The organism is uncultured Phenylobacterium sp. (assembly GCF_902826855.1).
GTDB lineage: Bacteria > Pseudomonadota > Alphaproteobacteria > Caulobacterales > Caulobacteraceae > Phenylobacterium.
The window spans coordinates 14,672-29,296 of record NZ_CADEGK010000005.1; the positions used below are offsets into that span (position 1 = coordinate 14,672).

Here is a 14,625-nt window from a genome sequence, read left to right on the forward strand (position 1 = left end):
GGTGAGGCAGCCTAGCCGGACCGCGCCGGGCGCGCACCGTACTGAACCGTAGCGGATCGCGTTACAGATTGCGCCCCGCCGGCGAAATTCCCGCTGCAGGCGAACATGGTTCACGGCTCCGGGGCGCCGCGCTAAGGCTGCGCTTGATGTCAACTTCGCCCGCTGACACGGGGCCGGCGACTCCGTGGGAGTAGCTACGAATGCGACGTTACCTGCTAGGCGCCCTGGCCGCTCTGGCCGTGGGCGGAAGCGCCTCCGCCGCCGATTATTTCGTTCTCGATGTCGCCGGCACAGCCATGCCGTGGCTCTGGGAAGACGGCGGCCTCAACACCGACTACCAGTTCGGGACCCAGGACGGCAGCGGCCCTGCGGTCTTCGACTTTTCCAATCTCGGCATCGGCGCGGGGGATAGCTACGGCATCCTGTTCGTCGGGGGGCTCACCAGCGCATTCGCGACGGACCCTGTGGTCAACAACAACGGCTACAACGGGGACACGAGCCCGGTCTTCCTGGCCAACGGCGATCCCGGTGCGAGCGGGATGCTCTTTCCCAGCGCCTACCTGTATTTCGGTGAGCGCTTCGAAGATGACCCGATGGACGACCCGGACCTTGGCCCGATCCTGGTGGGCTACGAGGACGAGTACCTGAACGCCCTGGTCGGCGCGTTTACCGACAGCACGGGGAGCGTCGTCTCGCCGTTCTCCCTGGGCACCACCTATTCCGGCCTCGACCGCGTCCCGAACGGCACCCTGTTCGGTTTTTCCGCCAGTCTGGGCGCGGGTATCACCCACGTTCAGTTCGGCCTGAACGATGACATCTTCGCGGACAACACGGGCTCGTTGCAGGTCTGCGTCGACCGTGGCGACGACAGCTGCTTCAGGCAGTTCTACGGCGGCGGCGCTGGGCCTGTTCCGGAACCGGCCGCCTGGGCGATGATGATCGCCGGCTTCGGCCTGTCCGGCGCGATGCTGCGCCGGCGGCGCACCCTTTTCGCCTGAACGACCCGACGACCCGACGAGGGCCGGCGTCCAATGGGCGCCGGCCCTTTTCGTTTGTGAGGTGTTCCTGCCCTCATTCGCGGCCGCGGCGCAAAAGCATCGCGGCTTGCGCCGGTCCTTCGGCTGATGTCTACCTCCTCGGGCTGAACCCAAAGCAATCCGGTTCCGTTTGCGAAGGGGCGTTCCGTCGCCAGCCGCGAGAGACCAGACTTGACCAGCCAGCCCCTGCCGCCCCCCGCGGCCTCCGCCCTCGACCTGATCGGCCGCACGCCGATGCTTGAACTCACCGGCTTCGACATCGGTCCCTGCCGCCTGTTCGTAAAGCTGGAGAGCGCCAATCCCGGCGGGTCGATCAAGGACCGCATCGCCCGCTCGATGATCGAGGCGGCCGAGAAGGATGGCTCCCTGAAACCCGGAGGAACCATCGTCGAGGCCACTGCCGGCAACACCGGCCTGGGCCTGGCGCAGGTGGGCCTGCTGAAGGGCTACAAGCTCCTGCTGGTGGTGCCGGACAAGATGGCGCGCGAGAAGATCCAGCACCTGCGGGCCATGGGGGTCGACGTTCGCATCACGCGCTCCGACGTCGGCAAGGGTCACGCCGAGTACTACCAGGACATGGCCCAGGCGATCGCGGCCAAGCTGCCCAACGCCGTCTACATCAACCAGTTCTCCAACCCGGCGAACCCGCTCGCCCACGAGACCACCACAGGCCCCGAGATCCTGGAGCAGATGGAGGGCGACGTGGACGCCGTGGTGGTCGGTGTGGGCTCCGGCGGCACGCTGACCGGGCTGGGTCGATTCTTCGCCAAGGCTTCGCCCAAGACCAGGATGGTGCTGGCCGACCCTGTGGGCTCGATCCTGGCGCCCCTGGTGGAACGCGGCGAGGAGGTCGAGCCCGGTTCGTGGGTGGTGGAGGGCATCGGCGAGGACTTCATCCCCGACAACTGCGACCTGACCCTTGTGTCCAAGGCCTACGAGATCACCGATGCGGAGAGCATCGCCACCGCACGGCTCCTGCTCACCAAGGCTGGCATCCTGGGCGGGTCATCGTCGGGCACCCTGCTGGCCGCCGCGCTGCGCTACTGCCGCGAGCAGACCGAGCCCAAGCGGGTGGTGACCCTCGTCTGCGACACCGGCTCTCGCTACCTGAGCAAGGTCTACAACGACAGCTGGGTCGCCGAGCAGGGCCTGGCCGATCGGGAGCTGCACGGCGACCTGCGCGACCTCATCGCCCGCACGCCCGGCGACGCCGTGACCGTGGGGCCGGAGGACACCCTGCTCACCGCCTACAATCGGATGCGCGCCGCCGACGTCAGCCAGCTGCCGGTGCTGGACGACGGGCGGCTGATCGGCCTGGTGGACGAGAGCGACCTCCTGGAGGCCGTCGAGGACCGCCGCCAGGACGCCCGGTTCCGCCAGCCGGTCTCCACGGCCATGACCGCCAAGCTGCACACGCTGCAGTCCGGCGAGCCGCTGGACACGCTGCTCCCCATATTCGAGCGCGACGAGGTGGCGATCGTGATGGAGGGCCGCGAGTTCCTCGGCCTGATCACTCGCATGGACCTGATCAACTACCTGAGGCGCGCAGCGTGAGCGACGAGACCGAACCCAAGGCCGGGGGCAAGAACCGGCTGGACTTCGCCACCCGGGCCATCCACGGCGGCCAGCAGCACGACCCTTCCACCGGGGCGGTGATGGTGCCGATCTACGCCACCTCGACCTACGCCCAGGCGAGCCCCGGGGTGCACCAGGGGTTCGAATACAGTCGCAGTCAGAACCCGACCCGCTTTGCGCTGGAACGGGGCTTGGCGGACCTGGAGAGCGGAACCAAGGGCTACGCCTTCGCCTCAGGGCTTGCGGCGATCTCGACCCTGCTGGAGACCTGCGACGCCGGCGACCACGCCATCGCCAGCGAGGACCTCTACGGCGGCTCGTTCCGGCTGTTCGAAAAGGTGCGCCAGCGCTCGGCGGGTCTGCAGTTCAGCTTCGTGGACCTCGCCGACCTCGCGGCCATCGAGGCCGCGATCACACCGAGGACCAGGATCGTCTGGGTGGAGACGCCCACCAACCCGCTGCTGCGGCTCTGCGACCTGGAAGCCATCGCCCAGCTGTGCAAACGCCGCGGCCTGATGGCGGCGGCCGACAACACCTTCGCCAGCCCCTACTGCCAGCGCCCGCTGGAGCTGGGCTTCGACGTGGTGATGCATTCGACCACCAAGTACATCGGCGGCCATTCCGACGTGGTGGGCGGCGCCCTGCTCGTGGGCGACAACGCGTCGCTCCGCGACGAGCTCACCTTCCTGCAGAACGCCATCGGCGCGGTCGCCTCGCCCTTCGACAGCTACCTGACGCTGCGCGGCATGAAGACGCTGGCGCTGCGCATGCAGCGGCACTGCGAGAACGGCCAGGTCATCGCGGAGTGGCTCGAGGGCCGCAGCGAGGTCGCCAAGGTCATCTACCCGGGCCTTTCAAGCCATCCCCAGCACGCCCTGGCCAAGCGCCAGATGTCGGGCTTCGGTGGCATGATCACCGTCGTCCTCGATCGCGACATGGACGGCGTGCGCCGGATGCTGGAGCGCACCCAGCTCTTCACCCTGGCCGAAAGCCTTGGCGGCGTGGAGAGCCTGATCGAACATCCCGCGATCATGACCCACGCCTCGATCCCGGCGGAAACCCGCGCCCGCATCGGCATCACCGACGGCCTGGTGCGGCTGTCGGTGGGTGTGGAGGATTCAGGCGACCTCATCGCCGACCTGGAGCAGGCGCTGGCCTGAAGGTGTCAGCGTCGAAACACAGGTACGATTGACGATAAACCTAGGTTAAGGCTTGCTGGCCTCCAGGCGCGCCGCAGAGTGCGTGGGAGGAAGGCCATGACCGACACCATCCCGCTTGGGCCAGCCGTGCCGGCCGCTCCCACCGCGCCCGTGGCGGCGGCTTCCACCGAGCTGCTGCCGCTCAAGACCAAGCTGGCCTTCGGGGTCGGCAGCGCCGCCGAGATGATCGCGATCTACACGGTCGCGACCTTCGCCATGCTCTTCTACAATCAGGTGCTGGGCGTGAATCCCGTCTGGGTAGGCTTGGCGCTCTCCGTCAGTCTGGTGTTCGACGCCATCACTGAGCCGCTGGTCGGCGCCTGGTCGGACCGCACCTTCTCCACGCGCTTCGGCCGCCGACATGGCTGGATGCTGGCGTCCCCGATCCCCATCGCGGTCTCATTCTACTGCATCTTCAATCCGCCGGACCTGGGGCCCCTGGGCCTGGCCATCTGGTGCGGGGTCAGCGTCGGGATGCTGCGGCAGGTGATGACCTTCTTCCACACGCCGCATCTGGCGTTGGGCGGGGAGTTGTCGCCGCACTACACCGAGCGGTCCAAGGTGATGGCCTATAACGCCTTCTTCCAATGGGTCGGCGGCTCGGCGACGGCGTGGATCGCGCTCACCTTCTTCTTCCCCAGGACCGAGCAGTTCCACAACGGCCTCCTGAACCCCGAGCCATGGCCGCAGTTCGCGCTCGCCGGGGCGATCGCCATCATCGTGATCCTGTACGCCTCGACGATCTTCACGATGGACCGCATCCCGCTGCTCCCGAAGACCGCGCCGAACACGCCGAAGTTCAGCCTCCGGGAGTTCTTCCGGGACATCGTCCGCGCGCTGGGCAATGTCAGCTACGCCTGGCTGCTGGCGGGCTACTTCTTCCTGTCGATGATGGTGGGGCTGCGCGAAGGCCTGCGGCTCTACATGGCCAGCTTCTACTGGCAGATCAATTCCAGCGACCTGCGCTGGTTCATCATCGGCAGCTTCATCGGCTACATCCTGGCCTTCTTCTTCGCCGCGCGCATGCACGGCCGGTTCGACAAGAAGGCGACGATGATCGCCGCGTGCCTCGGCTACGCGATCGTCCCCGCGATCGCGCCGACGCTAGGGATGATGGGCCTGCTGAAGGCGGACTCGCCGCTGCTGCTGCCGATCCTCATCGCGCTCGGCGCCTTCGGCTACCTGGCCATCAGCTTCCTTACCATCAGCGTCACCTCCGCGCTCGCAGACATCGCCGACGAGAACGAGCTGAAGCACGGCATCCGCCAGGAGGGAATCCTCTATTCGACCCGCGCCTTCGCCGGAAAGCTGGACCAGGCGGTGGGCGCGGCGCTGGCGGGGTTCGTGGTGTCGTTCATCGCCTTCCCGCGCAAGGCCACGCCCGGCCAGGTGCCGGAGGACGTGCTGTTCAATCTGGCGCTCTGGGACGGTGTGGTCACCATCGTCCCAGGCGTCCTCGCGGCGATCTGCTACGGCCGCTACCGCATCAACCACACGACGTACCTGGAAACGCGGCGGCTGTTGGCCGAGCGCCGCGGCTAGCCGGGATCGCCGGGCCGGAGCGCGTCCATCAGGCTGCCGGTGTAGGCGGCGTGACCCACGTGGGTGAGGCGCGCGGAGAAGTCGGCCCAGATATCACCGCCCAGGTCGCGCCAGCGGCGGCAGAAGGCATAGTCCTCCGATAGGTACTGGCCGGTCTCCGGCTCGATCATGGTGTCGAACACCATGGTCGCCACGGGCGCCTGGTTGTCGGCCATGTCGCCCATTTTGGCGCGCAGCTCGGGGTGAGCGTCGACCAGGCGCTGCATGGCCTGGCGTTTGATCAGCAGGAAGCCGGTGCCGCCGTACGCCACCTTGGCGATGCCGTCCTCGACCTCCACGCTGTTGTCCGCATTCGGCAGAAAGCGGACGACGTATCCGATAGCCGCGGCCTGCAGGTCGGCCACGCCGGCCTTGGCGGCCGCGCGCACCTTTTCCCAATCGATCTTCTTCAGCGGGCAGACGGCGGCGATCACGTCCTTGTCGGCGTCGATCAGCCGGAACACCTGCTCCGGCGGAAAGCCGATGTCAGCGTCGATGAACAGGATGTGGGTCGCCTGCTGGAAAGCCAGGAACGCGGCGGCCAGGCGCGAGCGGCCGCGCGTGATCAGCGCCTCACCGCCCATCATGTCGATGTGCAGGCCGACGCCGCGTTCGCGGCAGGCGTCCTGCAGCTTCAGCATCGACGACACGAAGTAGAGGTTCAGGTTGCCGCCGTAGCAAGGGACCGCGAGGTAGATGAACGGCTTGGGCGTCTCGGACATGGCGCGGACCATACTGGCGAGCTCAGGCTCCGTCGATCAGCGGCGCCACCAGCGCGTCGTAGAGCTCCAGGCGCTTGTAGGCTCGGAAGTCCGGGTGGGCCGTGCGCCAGGCTTGCGCGAACCGCGCCAGCCGCGAGAGATCGGCGGCGACATCACTGAGCGGGTTCACCCAGACGCGGATGGTGAAGACCACGCCACCGGTCGTCGGCAGCCGGCGCAGCGTTTGGCGCTCGCAGCGCACATGCAGCACCTGGGCGGCGCGGGCCGGGTCGATGGCCGGGATCGCGGCGCGCATCGGGCCGGGATCGGGCATGTGCAGTTCCGGCGTCGAGACCACACTCCAGTTGCGGCGCTCCAGCACCAGCCCATCGCGCAGGCCGTCGAAGATGCGGGTCACCCGCGCCAGCAGTCGGTCCTCGAAGCCGGTCACCGGGCGGTGGAGCTCCGAGAGGCTCCGCCCGATCACCTCGGCGGCGGTGAAGAAGCTTCCGGCGCTGAGGGACAGCGCGCTTAGCCGCCAATGGCCGTCGCGCTTTTCCATCAGGCACAGGTCGTCGGCTACGCAGCGGGCGGCGGCGTAGAGCGGCGGGCGGCCTTGCGTCTCGATCGGTCGGCCGATCGCCTCGGCGACCAGGGCCAAAACCTCGGCCTGAGCCGGGCGCGAGCCCCCGGTTTCCGCCCACACCAGCGGGGCGGCGGCGCCCTCGAACAGCGGATCCTTGCGCGCCGAGGGGTCGGTCTCGCCGCCTTCGAACCACGCGCTCGCCGCGATCGGCGCGAGGCCGATGCGGAACTCGCCCGCCTCCTCCCAGGGGGCGTGGCGCAGGGTCATGCGCGAGCGCGCCTCCGGCTTCCCAGCCAGCGGACCAGCAGGAACAGGACGACGCCCGTCGCCACCCCCTGGGCGTCGGCCAGCAGATCCAGCGGGTCGGCGTGGCGGCCGGAGGGCAGCACGCCCTGCAGGACTTCGATGAAAACGCCGTAGGCCAGGGCGAAGGCCGGAATCGCCAGGCGGCGGTTGGGCGCGAGCGCGTAGCCGGTCAGGGTCAGGACCAGCCAGGCGGCGAAGTGCTCGAAGCGGTCGCCGGTCCCGGGATCGGGCAGGTCGCGGCTGGGCAGGACACACAGCGCCAGCAGGATTGCGGCCGCCAAGGCGTAGAGGCCGAGGCGCGCGGGCCGTGGAAAGCGGTGGGGCAGCATCGGACCTTACTTGCACACCACACCTCGTCTCTCTAGCGTCCGCCGCGCTGAGTTTTGGTGCAGGAGATGTGCGTGGCGCTCGAGGCGGTGATCTGGGATTTCGGCGGGGTGTTCACCTCTTCGCCGTTCGAGGCCTTCAACCGGCTGGAGGCGGAGATGGGCGCGCCGAAGGATCACATCCGGCGGGTCAACGCGACCAACCACCATGAGAACGCCTGGGCCCTGTTCGAGCGCAACGAGATCGACGCCGCCCGCTTCGACCAGCTGTTCCTCGAGGAATCCACGGCGCTCGGCTTCCCGATCCGTGGCGGGGATGTGCTGCCGAAGCTCTCGGGCGAACTGCGACCGCGGATGGTGGCGGCGCTGAAGGCGTGCAAAGCCCGCTTCAAGGTCGGCTGCATCACCAACAATGTGGTCTCCATGCACAGCCCGGGTCAGAACGAGATCCAGCAGGCGGCCGGCGCCATGGGCCAGGTGATGCCGCTGTTCGACGCCATCATCGAGAGCTCCAAGGCGGGCGTGCGCAAGCCCGACCAGCGCATCTACCTGATGATGTGCGACCTCCTGGCGGTGAAGCCGGAGAACTGCATCTACCTCGACGACCTGGGCATCAACTGCAAGCCTGCCGCGGGCCTGGGGATGAAGGCGATCAAGGTGATCGACGAGGACCAGACGCTGAACGACCTGGCGGCCGCCACCGGCCTCACGTTCGCATGACGCGCCCGGCCAGGATCGGCGCGGAGACGGCGCTGACGCGGCTGACCGGCTGGGCCAAGGTGGAGGGCGGCCGCGACGCCATCTGCAAGACCTTCAAGTTCAAGGACTTCAACGCCGCGTTCGGGTTCATGACACGCGTGGCCCTGATGGCTGACAAGCTCGACCATCACCCGGAGTGGTTCAACGTCTACAACCGGGTCGAGATGACCCTGGCCACCCACGACGCAGGCGGGGTGACGGAGCTGGACGTGCAGCTGGCGACCTTCATGGACGAGGCCGCGGTCGCCTGACCGCTAGTTCGCGATGATGGCGCCCAGCAGCACCTTGGCGCCGGGGCGGCCGAGGATGGTGTCGGTCTGGCGCTGCAGGGTCAGGCCCAGATAGTCGGCGTTGGGCAGGGCCCCCTGGGGCAGGCCGGCCGCGTAGCCCTGGACCGTCTGGACATAGGCCGCGCGCAGGCGCGGCAACGACTGGTCGGCCAGCTTGTGCAGGGTCGGGTCGGGCACGTCGAGGCCGCAGTCGACCGACAGCACGCCGCGCTTGCCGCTGGCGCGGATCATGGTGCCCAAGAGCGTGTTCATCGGCAGGTAGGTGCCGCCACCCGACTTCTTCTTCTCACCCCCGCCCGAGTCGAGCGCCATGCCGGGCAGGGCGGTGAGGATGGCGACGGTGAGGAGCAGGCGGCGGTGCATGCTCGCATCCTCGCCGACCGTGGTTAGCGGTCTCTTTACGCGGCCCTGCGAAGAGTGGCCGGAGAGACGATCCGCGACGACGGGAGCCGCCCATTGGGCCGATTTGCACCGACCAACCTGGACCGGGACGGAAAGGTCATCCTGGTGACCGGGGGCACCGGCTCGTTCGGCCGCCGCTTTATCGAAACCGTGCTGAAGCAGGCTAAGCCGCGGAAGCTCATCGTCTATTCGCGCGACGAGTTGAAGCAGAGCGAGATGCAGATCGACTATGCCGAGCGCTTCAGCGCCGAGCAGCTGGCGGTCATGCGCTATTTCCTGGGCGACGTGCGCGACAGGGAACGGCTGAGCCTGGCCTTCCGCGGCGTCGACGTCGTGATCCATGCCGCGGCCCTGAAGCAGGTGCCGGCCGCCGAGTACAATCCGTCCGAGTGTATCGCCACCAATATCATGGGCGCCGAGAACGTAGTGCGCGCCTGCCTGGCCAATCGCGTGCGCAAGGTGGTGGCGCTCTCCACCGACAAGGCCTGCAACCCCATCAACCTCTATGGCGCCACCAAGCTCGCGTCGGACAAGACCTTCGTGGCGGCCAACAACCTGTCCGGCGACATCGGGACGCGGTTCTCGGTGGTGCGCTACGGCAACGTCGTGGGCAGCCGCGGCTCGGTTATCCCCTTCTTCCAGCGGTTGATCGCGCGCGGCGCCACCGAGCTGCCGATCACCGATCCGCGCATGACCCGCTTCCTGATCACCTTGGACGAGGGCGTCGAGTTCGTGCTGTCCTCCCTGGAGGCGATGCACGGCGGCGAGATCTTCGTGCCGAAGATCCCGTCCATGAAGATGACCGACATGGCCGCCGCCCTGGCGCCCGGCATGGCCACCAAGGTGGTCGGGATACGGCCCGGCGAGAAGCTGCATGAGATGATGATCAGCCAGGACGATGCGCGCAACACGGTGGACCTGGGTGACCGCTACGCCATCGAGCCGGCGTTCGTGGAGTATACCCGCGAGCCCCTGACCGGCGGGCGGCTGGCCGACGAGTTCAGCTATGCCAGCGACACGAACGACGCCTGGCTGGACGCGGCCGGCCTGATGGCGATGCTGGGCGAGGGCAGATCGCCGCGCCGGCGCCGGGCGACAGATTAGGCGACCATGGACGGCCCCATTCTTCCCTACGGCCGGCAGACCATCGAGGACGACGACATCGCCGCCGTGGTCGAGGCGCTGAAGGCCGACTTCCTGACCACCGGCCCCCGGGTCGAGGCCTTCGAGCGCGCCTTCGCCGAGACAGTGGGCGCGCGCCACGCGGTGGCGTGCTCCAACGGCACCGCGGCCCTGCACCTGGCCATGTTGGCGCTGGACGTGCAGCCCGGCGAGGTGGTGATTGCGCCATCGATCACCTTCCTGGCGACCGCCAACTGCGCCCGCTACGTGGGCGCCGACGTGGTCTTCGCCGACGTGGACCCCGACAGCGGCCTGATGACGCCGCAAACGCTGGCAGACGCGATCGAGCGGGTGGGCGAACGGAGGCTGCGAGCCGTGCTGCCCGTCCACCTGCGCGGTGACGCGCGCGATCTGCCGGCGCTGGCGGCCCTGGCGCGGGGGGCCGGCGCGGTGCTTGTCGAAGACGCGCCGCATGCGCTCGGAACGACGGCAAAGTTCGGCAATGTGACGCAAACGATCGGCGATGTGCGCCATTCGGCTATGGCCACCTTCTCCTTTCATCCCGTGAAGACCATCGCCACCGGCGAGGGCGGCATGGTCACCACCAACGACGACAGGCTCGAGGGGCGCCTCAGGAGCCTTCGCAGCCACGGCATGGTGCGGCCGCCGGACGCGGACCCCTGGTGGTACGAGATGCCCGAGCCGGGCTTCAACTACCGCCTCCCGGACATCCTCTGCGCGCTCGGCCAGTCGCAGCTGGCGAAGCTGCCGCGCTTCGCCGCGCGTCGCCGGACGCTGGCCTCGGCCTACGAAGCCGCGCTCGCCCCGCTTGCCCCGGTTGTCCGCATCGCGGCGCGCCCGGCCTGGAGCGACCCGGTGCTGCACCTGATGTGCGTGCTGATCGACTTTCCGGCGGTGGGCCGCACGCGGCGTCAGGTCGTGGACGACCTGCGGGCCCGAGGCGTCGGGACCCAGGTCCACTACATCCCGGTGCACCGCCAGCCCTACTACCGCGGCCTCTACGGCGACCTCAGCCTGCCCGGCGCAGAGGCGTGGTACGCCCGCTGTCTGTCGCTGCCGCTCTATCCGGGCATGGCCGACGGCGACGTGGAGGAGGTCGCCGACGCCCTGCGCGACGTGCTGGGCGCTTAAGTTCGCGTTCCGTCGCCCGGGGCCGCCGGGCCGCCCCTCCCGGGTCGGAGTGGCTCCAGGCGGGGGGCGTGGGCTGAAATCGGCAGCCGGCCAGTACACGCATGAAGAGTGCCAATCCGAGCGATTACGCCCGATAGGCGATTGGCTCGAAGAGACCGGACGATCGGGCTAACCCTCGGCGCTGCTTGGGAAACGAGGATATGGCTACTTGCGAGCACCCTCGCTGTGGCTCCTCGCTGTTCGCCCGAGCGACGGTCGCCGGAGCGTAGATTTGGTCAGCGTCGCGATACGAACCCACTTCCAGGAAATGATCGAGTCAGGAAGCGGGGACGCCGGTGCGCTGGCCAGGGGCCTTCATCGCGAGGTGACGGGCTTGGGCCTGCGCGCGCTTGCCTCCAAGGCTCTCAACGTCGCTGCCCTCACCCCGGAACGCCTGCCCGACGTCTATGACAACGCCGCAGCCGGCTGGTTGGGATTGCCGGTGTTTCCACCGAAGCTTCGGTTCCGAGACGAGTTGCGGCTCTCGCCAGCGTTCTGGGAGACGTTATGGGAGCTCGTGGCGCTGCCGGCGGATGTCCGGGACCAAGTGTTCCCCACCCGCGTCCTGGAGTTGGCCGGCGAGCTTGACCCGGGGATCAACGCTCGAATGGCCGAAGTGGCGAGCACATACCCGGGTGTGGCGGAGGCGGAGGCCCGCGGCCTCCCGGCGCCCTATGACCTCGATGCCCTAGCCGTCTATCGCCCCGGCTCGTTGGGCTACGCATTTCGTCAGGAACTGCTTCGCGGGGACGGCGTCGCCGCGCCGTTCAGCGAGACCCTGCTGCCCCTGATCCGGCATATGCCGCCGCCATTGGCCGCCATCAATTCCCACGTCATCCGATCCTGGCGGCTTTGGGCGTTGGTGGCGGGTCATGGCGGCGACTCGCGGGCCGACGTAGCCATGAGCGCCTTCCTGATGGGCCAGGTAGGTCACCACTACTCCGCCCTCGCCGTCGCCATCACCCTGGTGATCCAGAGCCTGGAACGACCGGCAGATCTGGGACTGACACTGGACTGCATCTTCAGGGGTTGGATGCACGGCCGCGAGACCCGGCCGTTGATTGCCGTTTCATGGAACCCGCTGTTGGACCTGGGGTTAGACGAAGTTCGAGAGGCGCTCGGCGTCGTCGCGTTTCAACCACCGTTGCTTAGCGTAGCCCCGAGGAGGCGAGATTGAACCGACCTTCGGTCAACTACACGCTGCGTTTGACCGTCGGCGGAATAGTTCCGAGATGGTCGAAAGTCACCTCTTACCCTGACGACCCCAGCGCCATCGCGGATTCAAAGCGTCTCCTGGCCACGGAAGTCGGAGCGCAGCGAGGCAGGACGTCGATTCTCGTCGGCCGCGGCTGTGAGCCCCACGTTCACTGGCTCGGAGCGTGGCATCTCGAGGAAGAGCCGGAGTGGATGCCAGCCGACTGAGGCCGAACCCTCCAGGACGTCATCGCGGCAGTGCGCGATCCGCGACGCGTCGAGGCCGACACCGCCGTCAATCAGCCAACTTCCAGATCCGCCGGGTCGGGCGTGCGCAAGAAGCCGGACATCTCGGCGCTGAGGAACGGGTTCATCACCGACGAGCGGCCGTGTTCGGTCCAGTAGTAGTTGTGGGCGCGCGGGTCGCTCCACGCCTTGGTCGCGTTGCGCTCGTCCACCAGGCGGTTGTAGCGCCAGTAGGCCTCGGGCTTGACCTCCATCGTCGCGCCGTTGCCCAGCACCAGCGTCTCCATGCACTGCAGCGCGTAGAGGGCCATCTTCTCGTGGAACGACGCGACGTTGAGCGCGCCGTTGGTGTTGGGGCCGTAGATCGACCATAGGTTCGGGAAGCCCGGCATCATGCAGCCGAGGTAGGCGCGCGCGCCGCCGTCCGCCCACAGGGCCTCGAGCGTCTGGCCGCCGCGACCGGTGATCGTCATCGGATAGAGGAACTCGGTGGCGTGGAAGCCGGTGGCGTAGACGATCACGTCGGCCTCGTGCAGCGTCCCGTCCTTGGCTACGACGCCGCCCGGCTCGATGCGCTGGATCCCGTTGGTGACCAGGGTGACGTTGTCGCGCTGGATCGCGTCCAGAATGGAGTATTCCGGGTCGACCACCACCGCACGGGCCGACCAGACCGGGTGGGCCGGGGTCATGGCCGCCACGAGATCCGGATCGCCCAGCTTGCTCTTCACGAAGGCGAGGCTGGCGTCGCGGGCGCGCTTGTTGAGCGGGCTGACGGCGTGAGGATCGTCGAAGTCCGGATCGATCTGCGCCAGGTTGGCGAGGCCATCGAGGGTGCAGGCCCGGGCGCGCATGAAGTTGGTGTGGAACGGCAGGTTGCGGTCCAGCCAGTTGACCTGCGGCGGGAACGGCGAGCGGTAGCCGGGCGTGGGGAACAGCCACTGCGGCGTGCGCTGGAACACGGTCACCTGCGCAGCCTCGAGGGCGAGTTCGGGGATCATCTGGTAGCCGGTGCAGCCGGTGCCGATCACCGCGATCTTCTTGCCCTTGGGGTCGAAGCGCTCCGGCCACCGCGCGGTGTGCCAAGCGGCGCCGGCGAAGGTCTCGGCGCCGGGTATCTCGGGAATGTTCGGTCGGCTGAGCAGGCCCACGGAGGTGATCACCGCGCGCGAGCGGATCGTGCGGGCGCCGTCCGGCCCCTCGATGTCGATCACCCACTCGCCCGCCGCCTCGTCCCAGGTCATCGTCTTGACCTCGGTTTCGAACTGGACATGGCGACGCAGGTCGAACTCGTCGGCGACCCAGTCGAAGTACTTCACATTCTCCCGCCACTCGCAGAACGGGTTGGGATAGGGGAAATCGACGCCGAAGATGTGCGTGTAGGAGCGGCTGGCCGTATCGACCCGGGCGCCCGGATAGCGGTTCTCCCACCAGGTCCCCCCGACGCCGGTGTTCTTCTCGATGACGGTGAAGGGGAACCCGGCCTGGCGCAGCTGGAGCGCGGCGTTCAGCCCGCCCATGCCGGCGCCGATGATGGTGACGGTGAAGTCCTTCAGCCGCTGGGGATCGGGCTGTTCGCGCCAGCGCAGCGACCGCGCCTGCGGGTCGATCGCCAGCTCTTCGATATGATGCTGCAGGTTCTCGCCCTCCAGCGTCTGCCCCAGCATCAGGCCCAGGCTGACTGGGAGCCGTTCGCGGGGCCCGATGCCCATGATGCCCGCCCCCGCGTCGCGATAGGTCTTCAGGAACTCCGCGCCCTTGCGCCGCAGCAGCGCCACGTCCGCGTCGCTCTCCGGCAGGATCGCGTCGCCCATGCCGGCCTGCAGCGTCCGCACGCGCGTCGCCGCCACCTCCGGATCGCCGGTGAGTTGGTAAAGGAGGCCCCGCAGGACCATGGGATCGGCGTAGGCGATCGCGTCCTCGATCGTCGCATCGTCGGCCGCCCGCAGCTCCGGCCGTGAAGATACCTCCAGCTTGGTCATGCGCCTTAGACTCCTCCGCATCGTGTTCTTGCCCGAATTGGGGGGTGCGGAGCGCGCAGAGTCGAGTCCAAAGCTGGAGGTGGGTCGGGCGGCGATGGCCGCGGGGGCGGCGAGGACGCGCTTCTCCCGGG

The 14,625-nt window shown here is 68.2% G+C and carries 14 protein-coding genes; 9 read left to right on the top strand and 5 right to left on the bottom strand.

The annotated features are described in order from the left end of the window. Positions 1-200 precede the first annotated feature (200 nt). From QZV94_RS01500 to QZV94_RS01515, 4 genes are all read left to right on the top strand, one after another. The gene (locus QZV94_RS01500; protein WP_293676028.1) at positions 201-998 is read left to right on the top strand and encodes a PEPxxWA-CTERM sorting domain-containing protein; all 798 of its coding nucleotides are present in this window, start codon (positions 201-203) and stop codon (positions 996-998) included. A 210-nt stretch (positions 999-1,208) separates the two neighbouring features. After that, positions 1,209-2,591, top strand: coding sequence for a cystathionine beta-synthase (locus QZV94_RS01505; RefSeq protein ID WP_293676029.1), 1,383 nt, complete (start codon positions 1,209-1,211; stop codon positions 2,589-2,591). Further along, a complete protein-coding gene (locus tag QZV94_RS01510) occupies positions 2,588-3,772 on the top strand; it encodes a cystathionine gamma-synthase (protein ID WP_293676030.1) in 1,185 nt (394 codons plus the stop codon). Before QZV94_RS01505 ends, QZV94_RS01510 begins: the two co-directional genes overlap by 4 nt. Positions 3,773-3,868: 96 nt before the next feature. Then, the gene (locus QZV94_RS01515) at positions 3,869-5,353 is read left to right on the top strand and encodes an MFS transporter (protein WP_293676031.1); all 1,485 of its coding nucleotides are present in this window, start codon (positions 3,869-3,871) and stop codon (positions 5,351-5,353) included. Here QZV94_RS01515 and QZV94_RS01520 read toward each other — a convergent pair. From QZV94_RS01520 to QZV94_RS01530, 3 genes are read right to left on the bottom strand one after another with little or no spacing between them, the layout of a single operon-like run. Next, entirely contained in the window at positions 5,350-6,114 is a 765-nt protein-coding gene (locus QZV94_RS01520) for a hypothetical protein (protein ID WP_293676032.1), read from the bottom strand. The two genes, QZV94_RS01515 and QZV94_RS01520, sit on opposite strands and share 4 nt — an antisense overlap. A gap of 22 nt (positions 6,115-6,136) precedes the next feature. Further along, a complete protein-coding gene (locus QZV94_RS01525) occupies positions 6,137-6,946 on the bottom strand; it encodes a heme-dependent oxidative N-demethylase subunit alpha family protein (RefSeq protein ID WP_293676033.1) in 810 nt (269 codons plus the stop codon). Next, the gene (locus QZV94_RS01530) at positions 6,943-7,314 is read right to left on the bottom strand and encodes a VanZ family protein (RefSeq protein ID WP_293676034.1); all 372 of its coding nucleotides are present in this window, start codon (positions 7,312-7,314) and stop codon (positions 6,943-6,945) included. Before QZV94_RS01530 ends, QZV94_RS01525 begins: the two co-directional genes overlap by 4 nt. 72 nt (positions 7,315-7,386) lie before the next feature. Here QZV94_RS01530 and QZV94_RS01535 point away from each other — a divergent pair, with 72 nt between their 5' ends. Both QZV94_RS01535 and QZV94_RS01540 read left to right on the top strand, forming a co-directional pair. Beyond that, on the top strand, positions 7,387-8,031 hold the full coding sequence (locus tag QZV94_RS01535; protein ID WP_293676035.1) for an HAD-IA family hydrolase: 645 nt from the start codon (positions 7,387-7,389) through the stop codon (positions 8,029-8,031). Next, positions 8,028-8,321: a 4a-hydroxytetrahydrobiopterin dehydratase gene (locus QZV94_RS01540; protein ID WP_293676036.1), complete on the top strand. Its 294-nt coding sequence runs from the start codon at positions 8,028-8,030 to the stop codon at positions 8,319-8,321. The genes QZV94_RS01535 and QZV94_RS01540 overlap by 4 nt, the downstream gene beginning before the upstream one ends. 3 nt (positions 8,322-8,324) lie before the next feature. Here QZV94_RS01540 and QZV94_RS01545 read toward each other — a convergent pair whose 3' ends face one another. Next, complete coding sequence (locus tag QZV94_RS01545; protein ID WP_293676037.1) at positions 8,325-8,723, bottom strand: hypothetical protein; 399 nt, start codon at positions 8,721-8,723, stop codon at positions 8,325-8,327. 93 nt (positions 8,724-8,816) lie between these two features. Here QZV94_RS01545 and pseB point away from each other — a divergent pair, with 93 nt between their 5' ends. The 3 genes from pseB to QZV94_RS01560 all read left to right on the top strand — a co-directional run bounded on the left by pseB (position 8,817) and on the right by QZV94_RS01560 (position 12,252). After that, a complete protein-coding gene (gene pseB / locus QZV94_RS01550; RefSeq protein ID WP_293676038.1) occupies positions 8,817-9,866 on the top strand; it encodes a UDP-N-acetylglucosamine 4,6-dehydratase (inverting) in 1,050 nt (349 codons plus the stop codon). Positions 9,867-9,872: 6 nt separating this feature from the next. Continuing rightward, a complete protein-coding gene (pseC, locus tag QZV94_RS01555) occupies positions 9,873-11,036 on the top strand; it encodes a UDP-4-amino-4,6-dideoxy-N-acetyl-beta-L-altrosamine transaminase (protein WP_293676039.1) in 1,164 nt (387 codons plus the stop codon). Positions 11,037-11,307: 271 nt separating this feature from the next. Beyond that, positions 11,308-12,252, top strand: coding sequence for a hypothetical protein (locus QZV94_RS01560; protein WP_293676040.1), 945 nt, complete (start codon positions 11,308-11,310; stop codon positions 12,250-12,252). 316 nt (positions 12,253-12,568) lie between these two features. On the opposite strand, the gene QZV94_RS01565 is transcribed toward QZV94_RS01560, so the two are convergent. Beyond that, positions 12,569-14,494, bottom strand: coding sequence for an NAD(P)/FAD-dependent oxidoreductase (locus QZV94_RS01565; protein ID WP_293676041.1), 1,926 nt, complete (start codon positions 14,492-14,494; stop codon positions 12,569-12,571). Positions 14,495-14,625 lie beyond the last annotated feature (131 nt).

What these genes read in the sequence shown, in the direction of transcription:
- QZV94_RS01515 (WP_293676031.1), top strand. Translation starts at nt 3,869, where the DNA reads ATGACCGACACCATCCCGCTTGGGCCAGCCGTGCCGGCCGCTCCCACC.
- QZV94_RS01500 (WP_293676028.1), top strand. Translation starts at nt 201, where the DNA reads ATGCGACGTTACCTGCTAGGCGCCCTGGCCGCTCTGGCCGTGGGCGGA.
- QZV94_RS01565 (WP_293676041.1), bottom strand. Translation starts at nt 14,494, where the DNA reads ATGACCAAGCTGGAGGTATCTTCACGGCCGGAGCTGCGGGCGGCCGAC.
- QZV94_RS01545 (WP_293676037.1), bottom strand. Translation starts at nt 8,723, where the DNA reads ATGCACCGCCGCCTGCTCCTCACCGTCGCCATCCTCACCGCCCTGCCC.
- QZV94_RS01540 (WP_293676036.1), top strand. Translation starts at nt 8,028, where the DNA reads ATGACGCGCCCGGCCAGGATCGGCGCGGAGACGGCGCTGACGCGGCTG.
- QZV94_RS01520 (WP_293676032.1), bottom strand. Translation starts at nt 6,114, where the DNA reads ATGTCCGAGACGCCCAAGCCGTTCATCTACCTCGCGGTCCCTTGCTAC.
- pseC (WP_293676039.1), top strand. Translation starts at nt 9,873, where the DNA reads ATGGACGGCCCCATTCTTCCCTACGGCCGGCAGACCATCGAGGACGAC.
- QZV94_RS01525 (WP_293676033.1), bottom strand. Translation starts at nt 6,946, where the DNA reads ATGACCCTGCGCCACGCCCCCTGGGAGGAGGCGGGCGAGTTCCGCATC.
- QZV94_RS01530 (WP_293676034.1), bottom strand. Translation starts at nt 7,314, where the DNA reads ATGCTGCCCCACCGCTTTCCACGGCCCGCGCGCCTCGGCCTCTACGCC.